Genomic DNA, 20,664 nt, shown 5'->3' with positions numbered 1-20,664 from the left:
CTCCAAATGAACGAGAGGGCCGCGGCCCTCTCATGGATGTTTATGCCGGCCGCGGAGCCCGGGGTTTCGGTGCAGGTGGTGCTTCCTTCCAGTGGATACCGTGCTCGGCCTGGCGTTGTCTGATCATCTCAGAGTGCCTCACCACCCCCACCGTCTTGTCGATGCTTTTGCCTGCTTCTTCGAAGCTATGGAACACCCCATGAGGCTTACGCTCGCCGTCGACTGGCTTACCAGGAATGCCGGTGCTGTACGGAATGTGCGTGGAGGTACGCACCTGAAAGACTTCGAATTTATCGCCGGGGCCTTCGGTGTTGTGAAATACGTCAAGGCGTTTCCCGTGTACAAGTCGGCCAGGCTCGCCGCGATCATTGAGCTTCGATGGCTCAGATGTGTGATCGAACTCCCGAGACTTGAAGATCGTGGTACCGGCAATGACGCGCTCGCGTAGGCGCTCGTCGCCTTCTGCAGGTGCTGCAGGCATCTTCTCTACATTGAACACTCGGTTCAGGCTTTCATCACGAAAGGGGGCTTCGGATTCATGGCCCTGGTGCTGAGCCAATTTGGCCACCAGTTGACGAGCTATGTGCAGGCTTTCGATGTCCTTAGGCTGCGCCTCGATCGCGGCGATGACCTCCTTGTACTCGCTGCCCGTCAGGCGATGCCGTTTCTGTTCAGCAATGTCCTGCAGGACGCCTTGCCATTCTTGGATCGAGTTCGCACTCATCGAAGTCTCCTTGCCTTGTAAAATCCCGGTCGAGGGCGACGTAGAGTGCGGCGGCACTCGGCATCCCTTTCGGTTTTGAATTTCTTCATCGCTTGGGCGATTGGCCTGATCGAACGAGAACGACCCGTCGTCGAAGCGCTCGAGGTAGCCCCACGTGCAGTCTTTGTCACTTTGCCCGGGTTTGGGCGGTTGAGCCCACCACGGCTCGCGAGTCACAAGTTGCTTCATAGGCCACCTCCTTCGCTTTAGATCGTCACATGGTGAAGTTCGCCATAACCTGATTGGTTTGTTGGTTGACCAGGTCGATTGAGCCGCGCACGACCTGACCTACTGCGGTGTTGCCATCGGCTTCGGGGATGTACAGATACAAAGTGCCTCGCAGGTCAATGCTGCCTTTGGCCCTGGCTTCCTCGATGACCCGTGCCTGTGCTGGGTCTTTGACTTCCAAGCTGCATGGGAACGCCGATGGCTTAACTTGCAGGTTCATTCCTTGGGCATTACGAACCGGATTGGCCCAGCAGTACTGCCCATAGCTGGTCAGGGGGAAAGACTGCGTGCTGAAATCGTATGGACCGACCGAAATGTTCTGCATGCTCAGTGCGCTCGATACCCCAAAACCAGAAATCGGCAGCGAGTAGTAGTCATTCGCGGCATAGGTTTTCAGCGATGCCTCGAAGGCAGGCCACTGTGCCGCTTCGATGTCCTTGCGCTTGAACGAGTCGTTGGTGGCCAGGTAGTCGGGGGACAGGTAGCCCATCTTGTCTTCCGTCGTGGCACCAGGGGCCTTTGCCAGCACCAGGTAGGTCAGTGGCTGGCCATTGTTTCGAGCCAAGTCCTGGTACTGGTTGAGCGGGACAGAAGTGTCGATCACCTGTGCTGGTTTTGCCGGTTCCACAGGCTGGGTCTGCTCACTCTGGCCTTGCTTAGGCGTAGGCACAGGAGCAGATGCAGGTGCGGACGGTTCCTTGTCATTGCATCCAGTCAGGAGGCCCATGACAACGCATGCGGCGGCAGTCATTTTCAGGTTCATAAAACATCAATTCCTTTGAATTTCGTGGTCAGCCGAACAGAGAGTGCATATCCGACTTCCAGGCACCAAACTGGTTCGCCTTGATGCGTACCCCGATCTCATGCAAGTTCGGCACGCGGGTCACCAATTTGAACAGCAGGTGTGGGCTCTTATCGGGTACCAGCTCCCAGCTGGACACCTGATCGAAATCAATAACCGTCGCGCTGTTCAGATTGACGTCGACGTACAAGGCCTTCTTCGCGGCGGCATCGAAGCCGACATAGCGGTTGAACATTACCGAGACAGCTTCGTGGCTGGGGTTGAAGCCCGTCAGCTTGACCTTCTCGACCATGCGATCGAGGCGCGATTTGAAGTAGCGTGGAGCTACCGCGAACAGCAGGTAGCCGATCCCGAAATAAACCAGCGCGATGGCCATGATCCCCAGCGATACATCGGTGTCCCTGGAGAACTGGACACAGGCAACCAGGAATACGGCTATCACTGGCAACAGACCGAGCCAGTAAAAAGGACGAAGGACCCACCAGATAATATTCATATCGATCCCCTCAAAAGTCCGTATGAGATACACAATACGGAATTAGGTTAGGTTCATTCTACCATGACCCATTGACAGGTCAATGCTCAATTGATAAGGGGCCCGAAGGCCCCCGATTTGATCATCCCTTGATCCCATCGCCTCCCTTATTGACCTTGTTATCGCCCCCTGCTCCGCCCTTGGGCATCAAGTGCTCGAGGCGGCTGCCGAAGATGTTCATTGCGTTGCGCATTCTTTCGTTGTCCTCACGGCCAACCGATGCTGCTGCGTGACCACCGACCCAGTTAATGACCTGATCGGGAACGATCAAGATCAGGTTGAAGCAGCTGTGAACCAAGGTCAAACACATGCCGCAGTAGATAGCCAAGAAGAAGATGATCGAGAACAACCCAGTCACAGAATCGAACTGTGCGTTGGCCAGGGCGATCCCAAAGCCTTGATTGAGCAATGTCCCCCCTGCGATGAGCGCAGCCCCGCCTAGGAAGAACCCGACAACCATTAGCGCAGGACGGATCATCACGTTCAGCAGGAAAATATAGCCATGAGAGGTTTTGTGGCCCATGCCCTCCCCTTCGCTGCCCAAATGCGTGAAGGCCCACAGCGGTGCTGCAATGATCGCCTCGCCAACCACCACTAACCAGTTGACAGCTGCGCCGAACCAGATGATGAACGGGACCATGGGGAGATAGGTGGAGAGCGTACCACCCAGGATAAACATCGCCAGAACGAGGCCGATGATGAAAGGCGATACCCCTTCAAGCACACCGCTCAAAGCATCTCCCACCGATGTAACCGCGTTTGCCACCTTGGCGAATACGCCGGCGACGCTCCACCCATCTTTCACCTTCTCGATGGCCTTAGCAGTCACGTAAGCGCCCATGGCGGTCTCGGCCGCAACCATCGTGTAGTCGCCCAGGTTCTTCATTTTGATCAGCGGATTGAGCTGGCCCAGGCCTTCGCCGCCAGCATTGACATCGATCAGGTAGTTCACGATCCGCTGACCTGGCGCAGCAAACATACTGCCGATAATGTTGCCGGCATCCGCACCCACAACCCCTTTGGAGTAGTCGCCACTGGTACTGGTGCCAGCGGTAGGCGTGTAGGACGTTGTTTCCTGCTGGGCCTTGTAGGCCGCGTAGGCTTCGTCGTACACGGATACGACTGAAGGGTCGCCACTGGTCGACATGCCGAACACGGTTGCTTTGGCTGCCATGGCGTCAGAAAGCTTGGTGTTGGCTTGAGCGAATGTCTGGTACCACGCACCGAGTACCCACCACCCTGATTTGCTGATGTTCGAGCTGAGCTCTTGAGCAAGCCGCTTGATATCGCCCTGTTTGGTACCGGCCACCTTGTTGACCGAGTTTTCGTAGGTTTGTGCAGCGATCTGGATGGCGTATTCGCTATCGGGCAACGCGGTTTTCGAACCATTTGCACGCTGCACGGAGGCATTAACAAATGACTGAGCGGACTGGCTCAAGGAGGCCTGCATCGCCTTCAGGGCATCCAGGTGCGCCTTCCTGATGTCGGCGACATCGATGGTGCCACTGATGACGTTGGTGGAGGCTGGTTGTGCTGTGAGATCGCCGCTGATGTCCGCTCCCCCGCAGACAAAGCTGTTGTTCTTGAGGATAAAACCTTTGTTCGTCGCGGTCTGCTGGATGTAGCCACCTGGGATGACAAGTCCACCGCTTGCTTGGGCTTGAGCGATGCCGGCGTTGATGCCGTGCAAGCAGAGATTCGCCTCATAAACGCTGTGCGCCAGAGCGGCCGTAGACGGCATGACTGGCTGCACGACCATCGATTGGCCATCTTCAAAACTGGAGATCGCAGCATCGACGCCCAGGTTGGCCACACCAACACCCATCACTGATGCCGACCACAGCATCAACAGCTGCGAAAGCGACCACCCGTTGGCAGTTGGAACCAACGAGACGACACCCCACACAAGTCGCACCGGCCCCCACGAAGAGGATTGCTGACGGTCGAAGATAGAGCCATCGTGGGCAGTGCGCGTCAGCTTCCGGAACACGATATAGCAAGCCCACATCGCACCCACGACAAGTAAAGCGCTGTTGAATACCTGGAAGATGTTCGCGAGGATTGTGTCGCCACTTCCGCCGGCCGCGGCTAATGGGTTGTTCACGACCTGGCCATAGATGGATACAAGTGCCTCACGCGATTTATCGCCACTGCGTTTGGCCGCTTCCGAAATCTCGCCCAGTGTGGTGCTGTCTGCCCAAGCGAGGGTGCTGCAGAGCATGGCAGTAAGCGCTGCAAGCGCTTTGTGTTGAGTCCTCATGGCCGGCCTCCTTTCCCGTGACCGTATTCCGGATCAAGTAGCTGCCTGAACCAATTCCGGTTTTCCCGGAAAAAGTCCTTCAAGCCACCCTTCTCAGCTTTTGAAAGGCGCTCCGTTTTGAGCTGCCAGAGGCGAAGCTGCGCACTCAGCGCCATCGCAAAGAGCAGCGGCATTGCCGTTGCGATCGAGAGCAAGCCCTGGATTACACCCTTCGACGAGTCGAAATGAACCCCTAGCAGGATGCCGAGAGCCGCGAAGAGTCCAAGGACTAGAGCAGCCAGTTGGCAGGCGCGCTTGCGTGATAGGAAGTAGCGATAGAGCTCGGGAATGGACATCGATCCAGGCTTGCGGCTGTTCATCGCCTCGCTGAACGACTGCTGTTCATCATCGCCCTTCTCGCGGCGGTCGCGAAGCGTTTCTTTGGCTTCAGCCGAAAGCTGCCGAATGATCCCTAAATGCTCCTTGGACCTGGCTACTTCGTTCTTTGCCAGCCGATACGTTTGACGCATGGCCCAGAACGGAAGCACCACGTGCAGGCCGATGGATAGCCCTCGACGTACCTTGGAGGGTTGCGGTTGGTCATCAGTCTTGGAAGGTTTCTGTTGCTCGTCACTCATCAGTTGGTACCCCCCATGCGTCCATTTACAGCACGGTATTTTTCGCCCAGTACAGGCTCGAATTCTTGCCGTGCGGAGCTGGCCAGGTTCAGGCCGTTGATGATGTTCCCGCGCGTCACATCATTGCGCAGCTCGAGGAGCAACCAGTTGGTCTGCGCTTGGACACGGATCTGCTCCCGCACCAGGTTATCGCCAGTCATGTTCTGCAGGTCGGCCTGGTACTCAGTGTTCGCGTAACGGCGCCCGACTTCGAAGTACTCAAATTCGCGAGCCGACATTGTCCCTGTGCGTTTAGCTTCTGCAGAAGCGATCTTCTGGTAATAGGATTCAGCTGATTTTGAGGAGCGCGCTTCTTTCAGCAGATCCTTCGTTGAGTCCAGAGGCTGGCTTGCGGCGATCATTTGGTCTTGAGGATCGGTCGCAGCAGAGATGATTGAGTTGTACTGGTTCATCAAGCCGATGTACTGGACGCCTGCGTCAGACTCGGCTTGCCCCTTCTTGAGCTGAGGAGCCACTGAACGTCTTGCGGAGTTTTGGGTATACATCCTGGCTGCGTCGGTTTGTGCCTGTGTAAATGTGAGGTCCTGGTCCTTTCCATCCTTGCCGGCACCGATCGTCAGCGAATCCAGACGCTTGTCGGCCCCGGGCATCGTTGTCGAAACGGCTGGGCAGGCAGTGGCGCCACCATATGCAGCGTAATCGTCAGTATCGCAGTAGTCCGCATGGATGCTCGCTGAGCGCATCGCATCGATCGAAGGGGGCTGTGCGGGGGCAGTCAGAGCCTGGTTGATTTTAGTGCTGGCAGCTTTGCCCCCTCCCCCTGTGCGGATGGAAGCTTTTACTGCAGCAACCCCCGCTCTAACCTCATTGAAGCCGCCTGAGCCGGATTCGCTGCAGATAGAGTTAGGCACGTAGTAATTTTGGCGGGCATTCTCATACCGACGGCTGCGCTCCTGGTTGGCATCGAACTCCCGCTGCACCCGAGCTGCAGTCTCAATGGTGTTAGCTACTTTGCTTGCCCCTTGCGTGGTCGCGGTCCCAACTTGGTAAAGCAGCTGACTAACCGATAGGTTCATCGCGCTCACTGACGCTGTAGTAGCGGCGATTGCCCCAGTCAAAGTAACTGTTGAGGTACCGATCGCCCCAACGACACAGCCGTCGCAGAGCGCGTACGCAGGGGTAGAGCCAGCGGACCCGACCAGTAATGCTATGGCCAGAGGAGTAATGCGGAAAATGTTCTTCATACGTGTTCTCCTCGGTGGCTTCGGTCGGTGTAGTACTCGGTTACCAGATCCTCTGCCAATTGCTTCACGACGCTCAGCTTGGTGTTGGATTGGGACGAGTATTCGAGTGCCTCGATGTGAGTTTTGGCGGTGCCCAGCGGGAAGCGCTTAGCGAGGACCTGGCGAGCAGCCATAGGACCAATTCGCTTGTACAACTCCGTTCGCAGCGCCGTATCTTGCTGAGTGGTGGACATTGCCCAGAGCTCGAGGGGACCAGTTGTGTTCGTCAGAATCTGGGTGATCGTGCCTTGGTTCGTCTTAAACAGAGCGAGCATGTTGGCACCGTTGCGCCCTGGGCCCGTGCACTGCAGGTGCAGCTGCTGGATCGTTTCGTGAGATACCTTGAAGGTCTCCCGCAGCACGTTTTCGTCATCCACGTTGCCGCCGCGCAACACGTAGACCGATGTGGCCGCATTGAGCAAGGGGAGCGGGAAATCTCGCAGATACTGCGAAATCACCATGATTCGGATACCCCACTTCCGGCCTTCACGGCCGTCCTTCACCAGCGTTTGTACTGGGGTATCCATGCCTTCGGTGTTGTGCCATTCGTCATAGGCAATGGTCTTCTGCTGCGAAGCCACATCCTCGGCACGTTTCAGGTGGTAGTCGAGGTACAGCGGCGGAGCTACAAGACGGATGTCCTCCTCGCGGAGGAAGTAGTTCTTCGCCCCCAAGTGGCGGGCGAACATGTACATGCAGGAGGTTTTAATCGACCCCTCAGGTGTTTTCGATCCGATAACGTCGTTGAGATCCACCGAAATAACTCGCGTCGTCGAATCGACTTCAAATCGGGTGCGTCCGGAAAATACGGCGTAGGTCGTCGATGCCAAAGTGAAGCAACGGCTCATGTACTTCAGCAGCGGTTCGCCCGCGGCGGTTTTGATTTCACCGAAGGTCTGCCGCACGCCTTCGTTGTTCAGCATCGCCGTGAAGTCGGGTAGGACTGGGGTCGCTTGGCGGTGAGCTAAGGTCGATTCACGCACATAGCCAGCAGCGAACAGCATGTCAGTCACTTCGTACCAGGTTGCAGCGCTCCACCACTTCTCGTCATGCTCAGCGCTGATGCCTGACTCGGCAAGCACTTTGTCAACAGCGGGCACCACATCCGCCTCATACTGATTCGCACCTCGACCCGCTTTGTCGTCATACACGAGGGTCATGAGCATTTCGTTCACTGCAGCACAGTCGGAAGGCGTGCGGGCTTTGGCCCCACCGTGACCATCAGTGGCGACGCTGGCACAGAGCAAGTTCAAGAAGTCGACGCAGTATTCGCGTTCGCGGCGAGTGGGCTGACGCGCCCCCAGCTGGGGGTCAAATGGATTCGATGCGAAATCGCGGCTGTTCTGAAGTCTGAGATATGCAGCTTCAGACTTACGGTGATCTGGCAGCGAATCCTGGATCATCTGGATCAAACCTGAGGACGATGGACCAACATCCACAATCGTCAGCAAGGGGAGCTGGGTAGCACCTGGACGATGAAGAGTCGCATTGTGCATGCAGTTAGCTGCAACCGACTTACCCGATCCCGGGATGCCTGAAACAAGCTCGATCCAGGTATCCTGAATCGAGCTGCCAAGACCTATGGGATAAATCTTCCCGTCTGGTGTTCGCGTGATCCACGAGCCATTGTCGGGCCACGGGGTTGCCGGCCGCTGCAGCGGCAACATGTTCATGGCTTCCTTGAGGGGGGGCAGAAGTCGGTTAGCGGTATTTTTGGTGGTAAAGCCGGGGATCGAGGAAGCTAGCGCGGCCATGGGATCGCCATGCGTTTTCTGAACTTGGCAGGTACCCCAGGACTGAATGGCTTTTTCCAGTCGAGAAAGTCGAGTCTCGAGGTCCGCCTTTGTGGTACTCCAGGAAGAAGCCATGACCTTCATAGACATCACGGCTTCATCCTTCGCAATGGTCTCCAGCCTTTTGAAGGAATCACGAATAGGCCTGTTGTCTGGAAGAACCCCGACGAAACCAACCATCAATCGGCGGGCGCGCATCATCGCAAGACCGCCTGGTGCGATATCGAACCGAATCCTCCACGGATCCTTCTTGCCAACAGCCGAAAAGAGTTTGGTGAAGTGCACAACGTCTTGTGGACCAAGCTCCATCGCAAGCGAGCCGTGCCACAGGCTGTCCGTTTTGACGTAATTGCCTACGGGCTCCACATCGTTGCTGCAGATCTGATAGCTAAGTCGTGGCGGCACAAGTTCCGAGAAATCCTTTGCATCGGTAGCCCCGCGAAACATAAAGCGATCACCCACGATCTGGGGCCGGAATTTCTGGGAAGTACCTTCGCGGTTCAACATGATCCTGATGCGCTTAGCCGCCTCGTGGGCGCTTAGGGGCTTCATCATGATGCCTTTCTTACCCTCGACCCCGCACGAGATGAAGTCATCCATGAGTCGCTCAATCATCGTGTCATGCCGATATTTGAGAGCGGCAAGGGCAAATGCAGGGTTCTGCCCGTAAACCAGTCGCGGGAGCTTGTGTTTTGATGCCTTCTTGCTCAGCTCGCCGAGCTCGCGATCCTGCTCCTCATTACTCAACGAAGTCAGGTGCGTGTACACAACCAACAGGTTTTGTTCCCAAGCACAGTGCGGAGCGTTGCGCTTCACGCGGTCAAGGATGATGTCCTCGCTTTTCAAGCCGATGCGCCGCGCAGTGTTCAGTAGCGGTTCGGCCAGGCGCATCAACTCATCGGTGGCCCGTTCCGGATCACGCTCGAAGCTGAACGTGAGGCTATGCCCTTTCTCGCGCATATAGCCAGTCATGCGGACTCGCAAGGACTCCAGCATCTCTGAAAACTCGGCTTCAGAGAGCATCTGGTAGGTACCTTGGAGATCGAATACTGTCAGCAGCGAGTAATCGCTATTGACCAAGGTGTAGGGATCTTTCAGATCCGGGGATTTCTCGATATCGGCATCGGTCAACCCCACGGCAGTGGCCAGTTCGCAGTAACTGGTCATGTCTTTGTGAATGAAGTGTTTTGCGAGGTACTCCAAGGTACCTTCAAGTGCATCCACGCACTTATCGAGAAGTCCCATGCTGCCTCCTTAGCTCGGCGCGTTCATCACATCATGATGAATCTGGGCCCACGTTGAGGTGGGGGCTGCACCATACGCATCCTGTGCCCAGCCCTTTACAACCTGGCTGAACTGAGCGGGATTGAAGATGACGCTCAACCCTTGGAAAACGAGGGAGTTAACATCGGCGTCGACCTTGCCCAGGCGTGTCATCGCCTCAGCGAAAATTTTGGGCGAGTGGGTGCCCCAGGCCTTTTCGGTGTATTCCCGATGGGAAGCCATCCAATTGAGGATTTTTCTGGCGTCCGCCTTTGTTTGTTCGTCCCCGGTTTCCAGGGCGATCATAGTGGCCCGCTGCAGATGATTCGTGTCCTGGGGAGACAAGCCCGGGAGGTACGCAATGAAGGCATCGCCGTCATCGATTTCTCCAAGGTGCTGCCACCCATGACACAGCGGATCTACAAGCCGGAGGTTTTCCGGCCGTAGATCCTGATGGTTGTGGTTGATGTTATGAACATGACCGGCACGAGCGTGTATACCGCAGAAATAGCACTGCCCCTGCGCCTGGCGGGTGATGGTCGCCCGCATTTCGGTCGTCAGTTGTGCCGGGTTCGGCTCAATAGCGTTTGGAGTGGCATCGCCCCACACGCGCGCTTTTGTGGCCATGGCCATCAACGGCAGAACTGGCTTCTCGAAGTTTTTCCCAAGCCCCGATACCGGTACTGTCTGATCCTGTTTCACGTCGCTCATGCAGTCTCCAAGGCAGCCATGTTTCAGGCTGCCAAGTGGTCGTAGTCAGTTCGGAACCTTGCCAAACTCGCTGCCGCTGATACCAACAGTCTCGCCGGCAGTGGTCATCATGAAACCAGTGCCACCAAGGGCAGCTCCTGAGAGGAATGGCCCCCAGATCTGCTTACCGGTGATGCGCGAGTTTTCATCGTTAGTTTTTTTCCAGGCGTTCAAACCGCCGAAGGACGCCAACGCGAAACCGACGGCCAGGAAAATTGGACCGAGGCTGTCTTTGATGGAGTCGCCCTGTTCACTGCCCTTCTCGGCCATGCCAGCGAGACCATCCGCGTACGCAGCCTTGGTGACGAACAGCGTTGACATGGTGAGGCCTGCGCCCATGAGCATGATCCCCCGCTGAACGGGATCGGCTTTGTATTCCTCGACCTTGGTCAACAGACGGATGTGACCACGGCGAACAGCATCGACAGCGAACTCGAAAGGTTTGAATTTCATGATGACGCTCCTAGTGTTGTTACCAATAGAGTTTGAAGGTGGCCTGAAAGGCCTCGATCACTTTGTCGACATGGGTCAACGCAGCACCGAAAATCATGTGGGTGAGGCCGCGCCAAACGGCGTCGTCCGCTCCCTGCGAACCCTCTCCTTCAATGACTGCTTTTTTCATAAGCAACAGGCCCTTGAAGAAGAAACAACCCCCTGCAAAAGCTGCCAGGGTCAGTACAGCGTTTACAGCTTCCTTGAACTTGCCGAAATTCTCGGCGCCGCTGTAGGAGATGGCACCGTAGGTTGTTGAACCGCTGCCGAAGCTGGTCCAAGTTGCGGTGATCATCCCGGGCATGTTGAACAGAGCAGCGCCAATCACTAGCACCGCAAACGTGCTCCCGAGGGTGATTGGACGATGGCCGGGCTCGATTGTGGCCAGCTGCATCCGACGCAGAACGCTACCGGCGTAAACCATCCCAGCGAGTGCGCTCAAGGACCAGAGCAACCCCCAAAGTGCGGCGACCAGACTGTTGGCCGCCGAGATGATCATGCTCGCCAGATCCATTTTCGGTTCCTCAGCGGATCACGCCACGCGAAGTGGTGACTCGGCGGGCTACTGGATCAATGCCAATGATCTTCACCCCATCTACGAGATCGCCTACCTGCACAACGAAGGTTTTTTCACCGTGCTCGATCCATGCCTGGTCTGCATAAACTGTGTTCAGGCGATAGCCGGCCACTGCCGAAGGTTGTGTTGCTTGCGGTTGGCGGCGCACTGCCTGTTGCTGCACCACCTTTTTGCTCGCTGCGGGGGCGGCTTCAAGGAGAGAAACCTTGGCCTCCAATTCGTCGATGGTCTTTTGAAGGCCGACGACGATCCCACCCAGGCTCCGGACTTGCTCATTAAGCGAATTCAACTGCTCGACAGTGATACCCGCCTGTTCCGGATCTGCAACGGGTGCTACTGGCTCTTGTGGTGCAAGCACATCCGATACCTGGCTCACAGGTGCCGCTTGTTGAACGGGAGTAGGCTGCTGTGGAGCGCTGGTTTGCGCCTTTGGAAGCATTTTTGGAACAAGTACGAACACTGCCGCCAGCACTACCGCCAACACCAAAAAGTGCCAGGCCTCGATCCGATTGACGAAGTTGGCAATGCGTTTCTTGCGATCGCCCTGGATTGCGTTAACCGGAGGCGTTTTCTCAGGTTGTTGCGTCTGAGCTTTCGGCGTCTCAGCTTGTTTACCCGGCTTAACGCCGGCGTTGAAAATGTCCAACTCTTCCGCTGCTTGTGTAGTCATCTGAAGTCCCCTGCCCTAACTCAGTAGCGAGTTGGATCGATGATGGTTGGCTGGCCCATGTACTGCTGGCCGTATCCTGGCGAGACACCCTGGTACCCGCCGAACCCGTTTGAGTTGGTGGCACCTGCGGCATTCGGTGAGAGGCGGTACTGCTGCTGAGGCTGGCCACCTGGTTGCCCGAGCGTATTCAGCTCAGCTTTCTGATTCGCCATCAGCGCGTCTTTTTCCAGCTGGTCACTGGCCAGCACCGGCCCTACGAACTGAATACCGATCGTGGAGTTGATCGGACGGATTACTTGTTTCTGTGGCATGTTTGCGGCGTCATTGGCCAGCACCTGCCCGGCCTGTTGGCCAATACCGCCCGCAAAGGTGCCCGCGACTGCTTTCCCACTAGGCGTAGTGGGATACGTCTGGATTACTGCGCCCTCGCTGGTGATGATGTTCTCCGAGGCGGAGCGCTCGTAAAGCTGGCCCGTCTTGCCGATCGCCAGCGCCAGGGCCGGTAGAATGATTCGGCTGAAATAGCGGTTGTTTACTTCACCGGACAGAGCAGTACGCATGCTTTCAGGATCAACAGCTTTGGCGGTGATCTTGTAACTGCGCCCCTTCCATTCCATGTAGGTGAAGGTCATGTCGATGGTTTCATTCAGACGCTTGTAGCCCATCGCGAAGACCCGTGCGCCGGCAAGTCGGCCTCCGTGAACCTCAGCTGTAACCATCGAATTCTCATCAGTGTCGAGCTCGGTTTTAAGCAGTGCAGGCGTAATGAAAAATCCATCAACGACAACCTGGTCCTGCGCCTTGGCGGCGCGCGAATTCGAGGTTTGCGCAGCGCCTTGACTACCGGCCGTACCGCCTACTCCAGTCAGGGAAGCGGGTTTGATGGATTGCGAGTAAGCCTGCTCCTGAGTAGTGGTGCCGGTACCATGGGTTTTCAGCGTCCACCCGCTCATGAAGGCGCTAACCTGTTGCGCTACAAGCTTGTCCATTTCCTTGTTGCGCTCGACAGGCTGTTGTTGCTGCGGGGCGGCTTGGTAGTAATAGTTGACCTGGGGTTGCTGCTGCTGGCCCGCGCCTGTCTTGTTTGAGGCATCGGCTGGAGATGCTTGCGTAGTTGACATTACGGACATGTAAGACTGCCCGTTTGATTCCGCCTGTTTGGCGTTGTTGTGGTTGTATTTCTCCAAGACCTGGCGATAGGCCTCGCTTTCCTGAGTAGCCCCACCTTTCCCATCAGCGGTAATCGCACCAAGGTTTGAGCTGGTTTGATGACGGCTGTTGAACCAGGTGTATCCGGCATAACCGAGGGCTGCGACAGCAATTGCTGCCGCGAGAATGGTTACCTTGGTCTGCCGTCCAATGTCCGCTTGAGTGCTCATGCGCTACCTCAGTAAATATCGAGTTGGAGGGTGACTTTCTGACCCATCTGCGAGAGGGTGATGAAGGGAGTCACGGGTAAGCGGTACACGCGAGTACCGTCGCCGGCAGCCAAGGTGTTATCGAATGCAGTTTGGAAATCCTGCCGGGTACGGACGTAAAGATTTCCGTCGTACTGCCAGATCTGGGTATGGGAGGGCACTGCGCCTTGCGCTTTAACTTGCTTAGCGTCTTTTGGCGGAATCCCATCCAGGAACGCCTGTAGCAGGTCGTCATACAGCGCGATCTTCCCTGGCCCCATTACCGCGGCCTTGGCCAGTGGACCTCGGCCGGGGACGCGGAGATCGAGCCTGGCGTCGTACACCCGAGCGCGATCTTTCTTGCCATCGGGCTCACCGCTGACGATCTTGACGATTACTGGCGTCGTGGCCCCTTCCAGGTACAGAGCCAGGCTGCCAGTCTCGTAAGGCGATGGGGTCGATACCACCACTGTATGGGTGCCCTGCAGCCACTCCGCGCTATAAAGATCGGGGTTTGAAACACGGGGCGTAGCTGCCAGCGGCCAGGGTGCTCCCGTTGAATCCAGAACAATGAGATTGGACAGTTCGCCTGGAACCACGCGTAGCACTGGCATTGATGCGCCAGGGCTCAGATCAACCGACACACTGGAAATGCGAGGTATACCTCTCACTGGCTGCCAAGCCTTGGCCTTTCGAGTGTTTTCCAACGCCTGACGCATTTGTTTGATTTGCTCAGGCGTGAAGGGCTGCGCGACTTCCATCGCTTCGTCGAAGTGGTCATTTTCAGGCGGGTTGAGGGGTGGCAGTGGAGCCGTGCCGTTTTGCTCTTGTGCACCACCAGCGGGTTGCCCAGCGACCGCGTAATTAGCCGGGCCGTAGTTGGTCTGTGGGAAGGCATTCTGCATCTGGGGATTCACACCAGGCTGTTGAGCACCAGGTGCCGCCGGAAATCCCGGCTGCCGAGCTGGACCTTCTACTCGAACCCATTGCCCGCCGTTTGGGGCTTGAATGGGCTGCTGTTGACCTTGCATCGGTAGCCCTTGGGGTTGCGCGCCATTGCCTTGTTGCTCTGCCTGAGCTGTGCCGATCGCGAGCGTCAATAATGACGCGACGAAAACTGATTTCATCATCATGGGTTCCTCCTTACCTGGGCGTGGTGACAATGCCGTCCAGCCCTACGCCCACGATGGAATCCAGTGTGGGAATACGTGCGACAGGCACTTTGGCGATGAATCGCTTGGGTTGAAGGTCGGTGGTTTGGCCGACCAGCTTGATCTCGATCGGTACTTCGATATGGCGCACGAGAACACCGTCAACCATCTCGGTTTTCACAAGCACGCCGGTTTCCGTGGTAACCGTCATATTCATGCGCTTGGTTTTTACGAGGTCCAGGTAACCTGCAGACTGCAACTGCTCCAAGTACTGAGCGAACCCGCGTTTGGTCCAATCGCCACGCACGGCCTCAAGCTGTTGCCTGTAGTCGGTGAAATTGATCGTCATCGAACGGTTCAACGCTTCGCGGGCAAACTGAATTGCCTCGGCGTCGGTGATGTACGGCTCATTGAGAGGAACCAGCCTGACGATCCGTAGACCATCGGCTGCGAAGTACACGTAATGCGGGTGCATGACAAACCACCCAAACACGCAGTTCAGGCAGATCGAGATCCCCAGCCCCCAAGACAAAACCAGGTTTGATTTCACGATGCTGGACGTATGTTTAGCCAGCTGCTTACGGTCTTCGAGATCGCGTGCGATTGGATCGACTGCATCCTGGTTCTGATGCAGTTTTTCAGCGATGGCCATCAGCTCTTGTTCGTATGCTGCCCGGCCGAGATCCTCCTTTGATCCAGGCTGATCAAGATGCGGCGCTGCGGCGTCCTTGGTGTCGGTCATGTGTGCCCCTCCGTTTTCCGTATTCTAACCATGATGCGGAATCGGTCAACACAAAAAAACCTTTTGCCTGTCCCGTGTTCACGGGGGCCGCATGGATTCTAGGTTTACGGCATACCTACAATACGAAATCGCTAGTAATGGCGATGTGATTTCATGGTGACTCGTACTTCACCGATATTTTCTGGTACGGCTCGTATTTCACCGATGAAAAGTGAGTTGCTCCGGTGTACATAACCCCCAAAAACAGGGGCTTCAAAGGGTATTTCCAAGCACCTGGATGCCCTGCGGGTAACGTGGCCAGCGTTCGTACATCACCGATGTGGTTCGTATATCGCCGATGAGATTTTTTTCTGTTTGGCATGCCTCGTATATCGCCGATTTTTTATCTCGTACATCACCGACACCGGGCTCGTATATCGCCGATACGGAGTTTCGTATTTCACCGATATACAAAGGGGCTACACACCGCGAAATGCAAGGATGGGTGCGGAAATGGGGTTAGAGGTAAAAGCCGTTAACCAGTCCTGCAGCCGAGCCGATCTAAATTAAAAATTCGGTACCTGCATCAGCCTAGAACCCAGTAAATACGCGGGTTTCAGCGGGTTGACGGGGAAGAAATGAGGCTCTAGCCTTCGCCAAATCTTGCTCAACGAATGGCGCTTTTTAGGAAGGTTTTATCGAAAAGTCGAGCGACTAAAAGCGGAATCCGGCCACCGTTGCCGGGCAAAAAAAAGAGCCCACACATCTGGTCCTGGCAGATCGATGACGTGAGGGCCCCTTTCAGGTAATTCGAGTATGGACACCTGCACTCTGCTGCGCAATACGCGGTACGGGTTAATTCGCCCTGAATTTATCAGCTTCTTCATTGAGGCCTGCAGGTGAACAATCTCATCACAGCTGCTTCGACTGCCCCTGCACACCCGGGGTATTTCCAACCGGTGTCAGCGATGAGCCGGATCCTCGAAGAGGCTTCCTACCTCGCGCGCTGCAGCGACAACAAAACCGCGATGAGAGTACGGCCGCGGGAGTACGCGATCCGCTATCCCTACATGCAGGTGAATCGTCCTGGGCGTGTGTCATGGCTCGTTTTCGATCTTGACCATTCCAACGCCCTGATCTGGGAAGAGCATGGCCTGCCACCGCCGAACTTCATTGTGCGAAATCGAAATTCAGGCAACTCGCACCTTTACTATGCGATTGCTCCGGTGTGCACCACTGAACGCGCCCGTGAAAAGCCGATCCTGTACATGAAGGCTGTCTACGACAGCATGGCCGCGTTGCTCAAGGCAGATCCCGATTACCACAGTGGCCCAGTGGCCAAGACACCAGGCCACCCCTGGTGGATCACTACCGAGTTTCACAACCATGTCTATGACTTGGGCGAACTCGCCGATGATTTGGACCTGGCCAGGCCGATGCCCTTGTGGTCCAAAGGACCGGACATGGACGCAGTATCCCACTCAAGGCACTGCACCTTGTTCCAACGTGTGCGGTTTTACGCTTACAGCATCGTCAATGCTGAGCGAGCTGATGGTTATTTCGAGTCGTTCTACTCTCGGGTCCTGGCGCAATGTCACAACGATAACCGTTTCCGCACGAGAGAGCGTTACAACGACTTGCCCTTGTCATCAGTGCGCTCAACAGCGAAGTCGATCGCCCGGTGGACTTGGTCGCATTACCGCGGTGCCGGCGATTATCACCGTGGTGTGATGGAGCTTGATCGATCGCTGCCTTTAGAGGAGCGGCAGAGTCTCGCCGCTAAACGGACCCATGAAGTCAGGCAAAACCAAACCGCGCACAAAATCCGTCGTGCTTGCCGGCAGTTGATCACAAACGGGACTCGGCTTACGTACGTATCCATCGCTTTGGCTGCCGGCGTGTCTCGCCAAACAGTGGCCAAGTACAAGGCGGTAATCGCTGAAGCGCAGTCGCCTTCGGTTGTTCCCCTGCGCCCTAAGCAGATAACCGCTCCTACCTCCTCCGAAGAAATCCCGACCGTTCAAAATCGGGGGCCTGAGCCATCCGAAGCTGGTGTAAAGGATGCTGTATATCAGGTACCTGCCCCTACCGGGGCTGCTTTGCTTCCGCCTTTGCCTGATTAGTCAGTAGATGGTGCAAGCTAATGGGGAGTGATACGACACACTGAACTTCCAGCCTGCACTGAATAACCTGCAATGCACCCACCCAGGCTGACCGTAATTCATGATCCATCGAGTTGGTGTGCTGCCAGGTTTGGTCAAGACCTTGCTTCTACGTCGATTCTGGTGCAGCTCACCCTTGCGAATTGCTCAGATTGCAGCATAGAGCGCCCTCTTTTTTTAGTGCTTAGTGCTACTGGGGCGGCGTCGATCAGTACTTGGTTTCCGGTGCGGTCGCCGGGGGTCCTGGTGAGTGGGATGGAGGTGTTGAGCTGGCCATCAACGAACCCAAATAACGTATAAGGGGGCGTGCCGAGATAAGCCAAAAATTAGGACATTCGTTCTGTAAGTAACTGTTTTTAAGGGAACTGCTCATGTGCTGCGGAAGGACGGTCGAGAATAGAGGGTGGCCACTTGGGATTCTAACCAGCCCTGCTTACAAACCTTGGCTACGGTTTGCGTCGTAATAACGAGCCAGCCGCATTCTCCTCGAAAGCTCCAGCTTCCTCGATATAGCCGTGTACGGTGCCATCGTGCCGCCAGCCACCCTGTCGTTTGATCTCAAGGAAATCCGCCCCAGCCCGATGCGCACTGGTAGCCAGTCCCCGACGCAGACTGTGGCTGCTCAGTTCGGGCACATACAACAGCCCTGCGGCTTCGGCACGTGCCGTCAGGATGGTATTCACGCTGCCCTCGTGCAGTGCCACCTCGCCGAGTACGCCCCAGCGGCTGATGCGCCGGAACAGTGGCCCCTGAACGATCTGAGCCGCGTCCAACCACCGGCGTAGCGCTGTCGCGGGGCAGCAGATGCTGTCGCCGTATGGGATCGCCTTGTCGAGTCCCTCGCCCTCCTGATCGGTCTTGGAACGGGGCAGCGTGATCCGTAGACCTTCCTGCTCCCACTCGAGGTATTGCATCTCCAGCGTGACCAATTCGCTGCGCCGGAACGCACCAAAATACCCGACCTGGAGCAGTGCACTGTCCCGCAGTGTCGCCAGTCCGTCGAGCGTGTTCAGGTGCACCACGATGCGTTCGAGATCCTCTAGGACCAGGGCCTTGGCTTTTTGTCGAGGCCGCCCGTTCACCCGCTCAATACCGCGCAAGGTTTTGCCCACGGTGGCGCTGGCGGTAGGGTCAGGAAAACCCTGATAACGGTGCCATTGCGACAGCGCCGTGAGGCGCAGGGCCAGGGTGCGCGGGTTCAATACTTCCGCAAAAGACAATAGATAACGAATCAGCGCGGCTTCATCGCACGGCAGCACGCCGCCCCAGGCGAGAAAGTGGCGAATGGCCGAGCGGTAGGTGCGCCGGGTGTTGTCGGTTGTCGCGGCGGCGAGAAAACGCTGATGTTGCTCAGCCAATTGTTCGGGGGTGGTGAGCGTACCGGGGGTACGCGCAAGTACTGTCGGCTCTTCGTGCCGCCTGGTGGGGAGGTTTTCGTCATTATGGGGTTGTACGCCGGAATCCCAGAAATTTCCGTCAGCCCAGCTCCAGTCCCGCCACGAGCGCATCCAGGTCGATGAACTTGCCGTCAGTCTGGAAGGTGTAATGCCCGTTCAGCAGGATGTGCCGCCAGGCCGCTGGCGACATCTGCGTGATCAACGCCAGCGCCTTGGCATTGCCAGCTGCCTCGTACTTCGTCAGCAGCAGGGACAGGATCGCCGAGTTGTAGAAGATGATCGCGTTGCCGATCAGCCTGGCGCACTGGTTGCTGATCTCGATTTCGATGTCGGTGCGGCCGGTCAATTCCTTCTTCCCACCGACTTGGGCGATGGTCGAGCGTAGCTGGTGATAGGACTCAATGCGGTTCTGCGAGCGGTGAACATTACGCTCCAGTTGCGGGTCGCGCAGGTAGCGCAGTGTGTAGATACTGCGGATGAGCTTGTCGAACTCGAAGATTGCGCGCCGCGTCGGGTTCGGCGCCGTATAGGTGCACAGCTTGCGGATCAGCGTGCCCTGCGTCATTTCCTTCAGGCCCAGTGTGGCGACGATTCGGTCGATGTTCGCCTTCTCACCGACGATGAGTTGCCGGTCGATCTGGCCAGCCGGCCGGATCAGGCATTTCTCGTACAATGCCAGATCATCGGCGCAATACAGCTCCTGCAACTGGTCGTCGAGGTCGGTGAAGCGCGGCTCGAAACGAAGTCCGAACCAGTGCAGGATGGCGAAGTTGGCCTTGTTGATGCTGTGCATGTCGCCGGTGATCGCGCTCGGCACGATGTCCGACGTGTTGCGGTACCAGATGTCGAACACGTGGTGAGCCTCGTACTCGTGTGCGCCTATCAGGTAGCCGTTCAACGGCACGTGATTGCACAGCAGCGTGTAGGCGACGACGCCCTTGCCGCGGCCGAAATATTTGCGCGAGTAGCGCGCCTTCACAGTTGGTCGCTCGACGCCGAATTTCTGCCCATCAACGGCACCGTACAACGAATCGAGGTCGAACGAGTAATGCGGGAAGATCGGCAGTGCGGCGATGGCGTTGCTGATGCAATCGTTGGCCACATGTAGCGTCGCCTGGCGCAGGTACTGCTGGTAGGTACTCTCCAGGACGTGGTACGGGATGTCGCTGGTACGTGCCATAACCTGGTTGCCGTGGTTCATGGCTTGGGCAATGATCACCGCCATCAGACTGTCGGCGTCGGCTACCTTCTTCGCATAGCGTGGCTGCAATGGTGTCAGCGCCGACAGGAACTGGCACTGGCCGTTGACGAAGCGAAACACGTCGGCGACATCGCAGTATGGCAGTTGCTCGTAGAGAGCTTGCTCGCGCGCCTTCTGGTTCTCCCCCTTGGGCTTGCGCCAGGTCAGTCTCTGCGTGTCCTTGTCGTATTCCAGGTGCGTCAGCTTGCCCTGTTTCAGCTCGCGATTGAACGCCACCCATTGCGCACGCAACTCGGCCGCCAGTGCATCGAGCTGGGCACTGACCGGCTGCCGCAGGAAGGGGATGTCCATCTGCGCGAGCACGGCGGCTTTCTCGTCCATCGAAACCAACTCGTCGGACAAATGCCGGTGCTGCAAGCTGTCGTCAATGTAGAGCTCGCCCGCCTGGAAGCGTTTCCTGACCTGACGGTAAAGCCAGAATTCGTAACGATCGGCATGCAGGCCTGTCGGCGTGCCTTCGGCATCGAACATCAGCAGGTACGGACGCAAGCGTTTCGGCAGCGTTGCCGCCGGACATTCGTCGAGTGGCCGTTGTGATAGGC

Annotated in this window: 17 protein-coding genes; 1 reads left to right on the top strand and 16 read right to left on the bottom strand. The window is 56.8% G+C overall.

Translation table 11 applies throughout. The annotated features are described in order from the left end of the window. Positions 1-40: 40 nt before the first annotated feature. The 14 genes from APH30_RS29555 to APH30_RS14670 all read right to left on the bottom strand — a co-directional run bounded on the left by APH30_RS29555 (position 41) and on the right by APH30_RS14670 (position 15,323). Positions 41-952, bottom strand: a complete 912-nt coding sequence (locus APH30_RS29555) for a hypothetical protein (protein ID WP_172689551.1) — start codon at positions 950-952, stop codon at positions 41-43. 25 nt (positions 953-977) lie between these two features. After that, on the bottom strand, positions 978-1,754 hold the full coding sequence (locus tag APH30_RS14730; RefSeq protein ID WP_256216645.1) for a hypothetical protein: 777 nt from the start codon (positions 1,752-1,754) through the stop codon (positions 978-980). Between the two features lie 28 nt (positions 1,755-1,782). Continuing rightward, positions 1,783-2,289 carry a hypothetical protein gene (locus APH30_RS14725; RefSeq protein ID WP_054912964.1) on the bottom strand — a complete coding sequence of 169 codons (507 nt, stop codon included), beginning with the start codon at positions 2,287-2,289 and terminating at the stop codon, positions 1,783-1,785. 121 nt (positions 2,290-2,410) lie between these two features. Further along, on the bottom strand, positions 2,411-4,588 hold the full coding sequence (locus APH30_RS14720) for a DotA/TraY family protein (protein ID WP_054912963.1): 2,178 nt from the start codon (positions 4,586-4,588) through the stop codon (positions 2,411-2,413). Then, positions 4,585-5,205 (bottom strand): hypothetical protein, encoded by a 621-nt coding sequence (locus APH30_RS14715; protein ID WP_054912962.1) that lies wholly within the window; start codon positions 5,203-5,205, stop codon positions 4,585-4,587. Before APH30_RS14715 ends, APH30_RS14720 begins: the two co-directional genes overlap by 4 nt. Further along, a complete protein-coding gene (traW, locus tag APH30_RS14710; RefSeq protein ID WP_054912961.1) occupies positions 5,205-6,449 on the bottom strand; it encodes a conjugal transfer protein TraW in 1,245 nt (414 codons plus the stop codon). The genes APH30_RS14715 and traW overlap by 1 nt, the downstream gene beginning before the upstream one ends. Next, positions 6,446-9,526 carry a conjugal transfer protein TraU gene (locus tag APH30_RS14705; RefSeq protein WP_054912960.1) on the bottom strand — a complete coding sequence of 1,027 codons (3,081 nt, stop codon included), beginning with the start codon at positions 9,524-9,526 and terminating at the stop codon, positions 6,446-6,448. Before APH30_RS14705 ends, traW begins: the two co-directional genes overlap by 4 nt. 9 nt (positions 9,527-9,535) lie before the next feature. After that, a complete protein-coding gene (locus tag APH30_RS14700) occupies positions 9,536-10,255 on the bottom strand; it encodes a hypothetical protein (protein WP_054912959.1) in 720 nt (239 codons plus the stop codon). Between the two features lie 45 nt (positions 10,256-10,300). Beyond that, complete coding sequence (locus APH30_RS14695; RefSeq protein ID WP_014003942.1) at positions 10,301-10,747, bottom strand: DUF6750 family protein; 447 nt, start codon at positions 10,745-10,747, stop codon at positions 10,301-10,303. A 19-nt stretch (positions 10,748-10,766) separates the two neighbouring features. Next, positions 10,767-11,300, bottom strand: a complete 534-nt coding sequence (gene traQ, locus APH30_RS14690; protein WP_054912958.1) for a conjugal transfer protein TraQ — start codon at positions 11,298-11,300, stop codon at positions 10,767-10,769. Between the two features lie 10 nt (positions 11,301-11,310). Continuing rightward, positions 11,311-12,033 carry a hypothetical protein gene (locus APH30_RS14685; RefSeq protein ID WP_054912957.1) on the bottom strand — a complete coding sequence of 241 codons (723 nt, stop codon included), beginning with the start codon at positions 12,031-12,033 and terminating at the stop codon, positions 11,311-11,313. A gap of 20 nt (positions 12,034-12,053) precedes the next feature. After that, a complete protein-coding gene (traO, locus tag APH30_RS14680; protein WP_054912956.1) occupies positions 12,054-13,412 on the bottom strand; it encodes a conjugal transfer protein TraO in 1,359 nt (452 codons plus the stop codon). A gap of 8 nt (positions 13,413-13,420) precedes the next feature. Beyond that, complete coding sequence (locus tag APH30_RS14675; protein WP_054912955.1) at positions 13,421-14,563, bottom strand: DotH/IcmK family type IV secretion protein; 1,143 nt, start codon at positions 14,561-14,563, stop codon at positions 13,421-13,423. 10 nt (positions 14,564-14,573) lie between these two features. After that, the gene (locus APH30_RS14670) at positions 14,574-15,323 is read right to left on the bottom strand and encodes a DotI/IcmL family type IV secretion protein (RefSeq protein ID WP_054912954.1); all 750 of its coding nucleotides are present in this window, start codon (positions 15,321-15,323) and stop codon (positions 14,574-14,576) included. Between the two features lie 878 nt (positions 15,324-16,201). Here APH30_RS14670 and APH30_RS14665 point away from each other — a divergent pair. Next, positions 16,202-17,425, top strand: a complete 1,224-nt coding sequence (locus tag APH30_RS14665) for a replication initiation protein (RefSeq protein WP_054912953.1) — start codon at positions 16,202-16,204, stop codon at positions 17,423-17,425. A 485-nt stretch (positions 17,426-17,910) separates the two neighbouring features. On the opposite strand, the gene APH30_RS14660 is transcribed toward APH30_RS14665, so the two are convergent. Then, positions 17,911-18,972, bottom strand: coding sequence for a site-specific integrase (locus APH30_RS14660; RefSeq protein ID WP_082416175.1), 1,062 nt, complete (start codon positions 18,970-18,972; stop codon positions 17,911-17,913). After that, the coding region (locus APH30_RS14655; protein ID WP_156326479.1) for a Tn3 family transposase at positions 18,941-20,664 on the bottom strand (1,724 nt) is incomplete at its 5' end. The genes APH30_RS14655 and APH30_RS14660, both read right to left, overlap by 32 nt.

The sequence above is a fragment of the Pseudomonas sp. NBRC 111127 genome (assembly GCF_001320345.1).
GTDB lineage: Bacteria > Pseudomonadota > Gammaproteobacteria > Pseudomonadales > Pseudomonadaceae > Aquipseudomonas > Aquipseudomonas juntendi.
The sequence above is the reverse complement of the archived record's forward strand: the minus strand, read 5'-3'. Positions and strand labels throughout refer to the sequence as shown.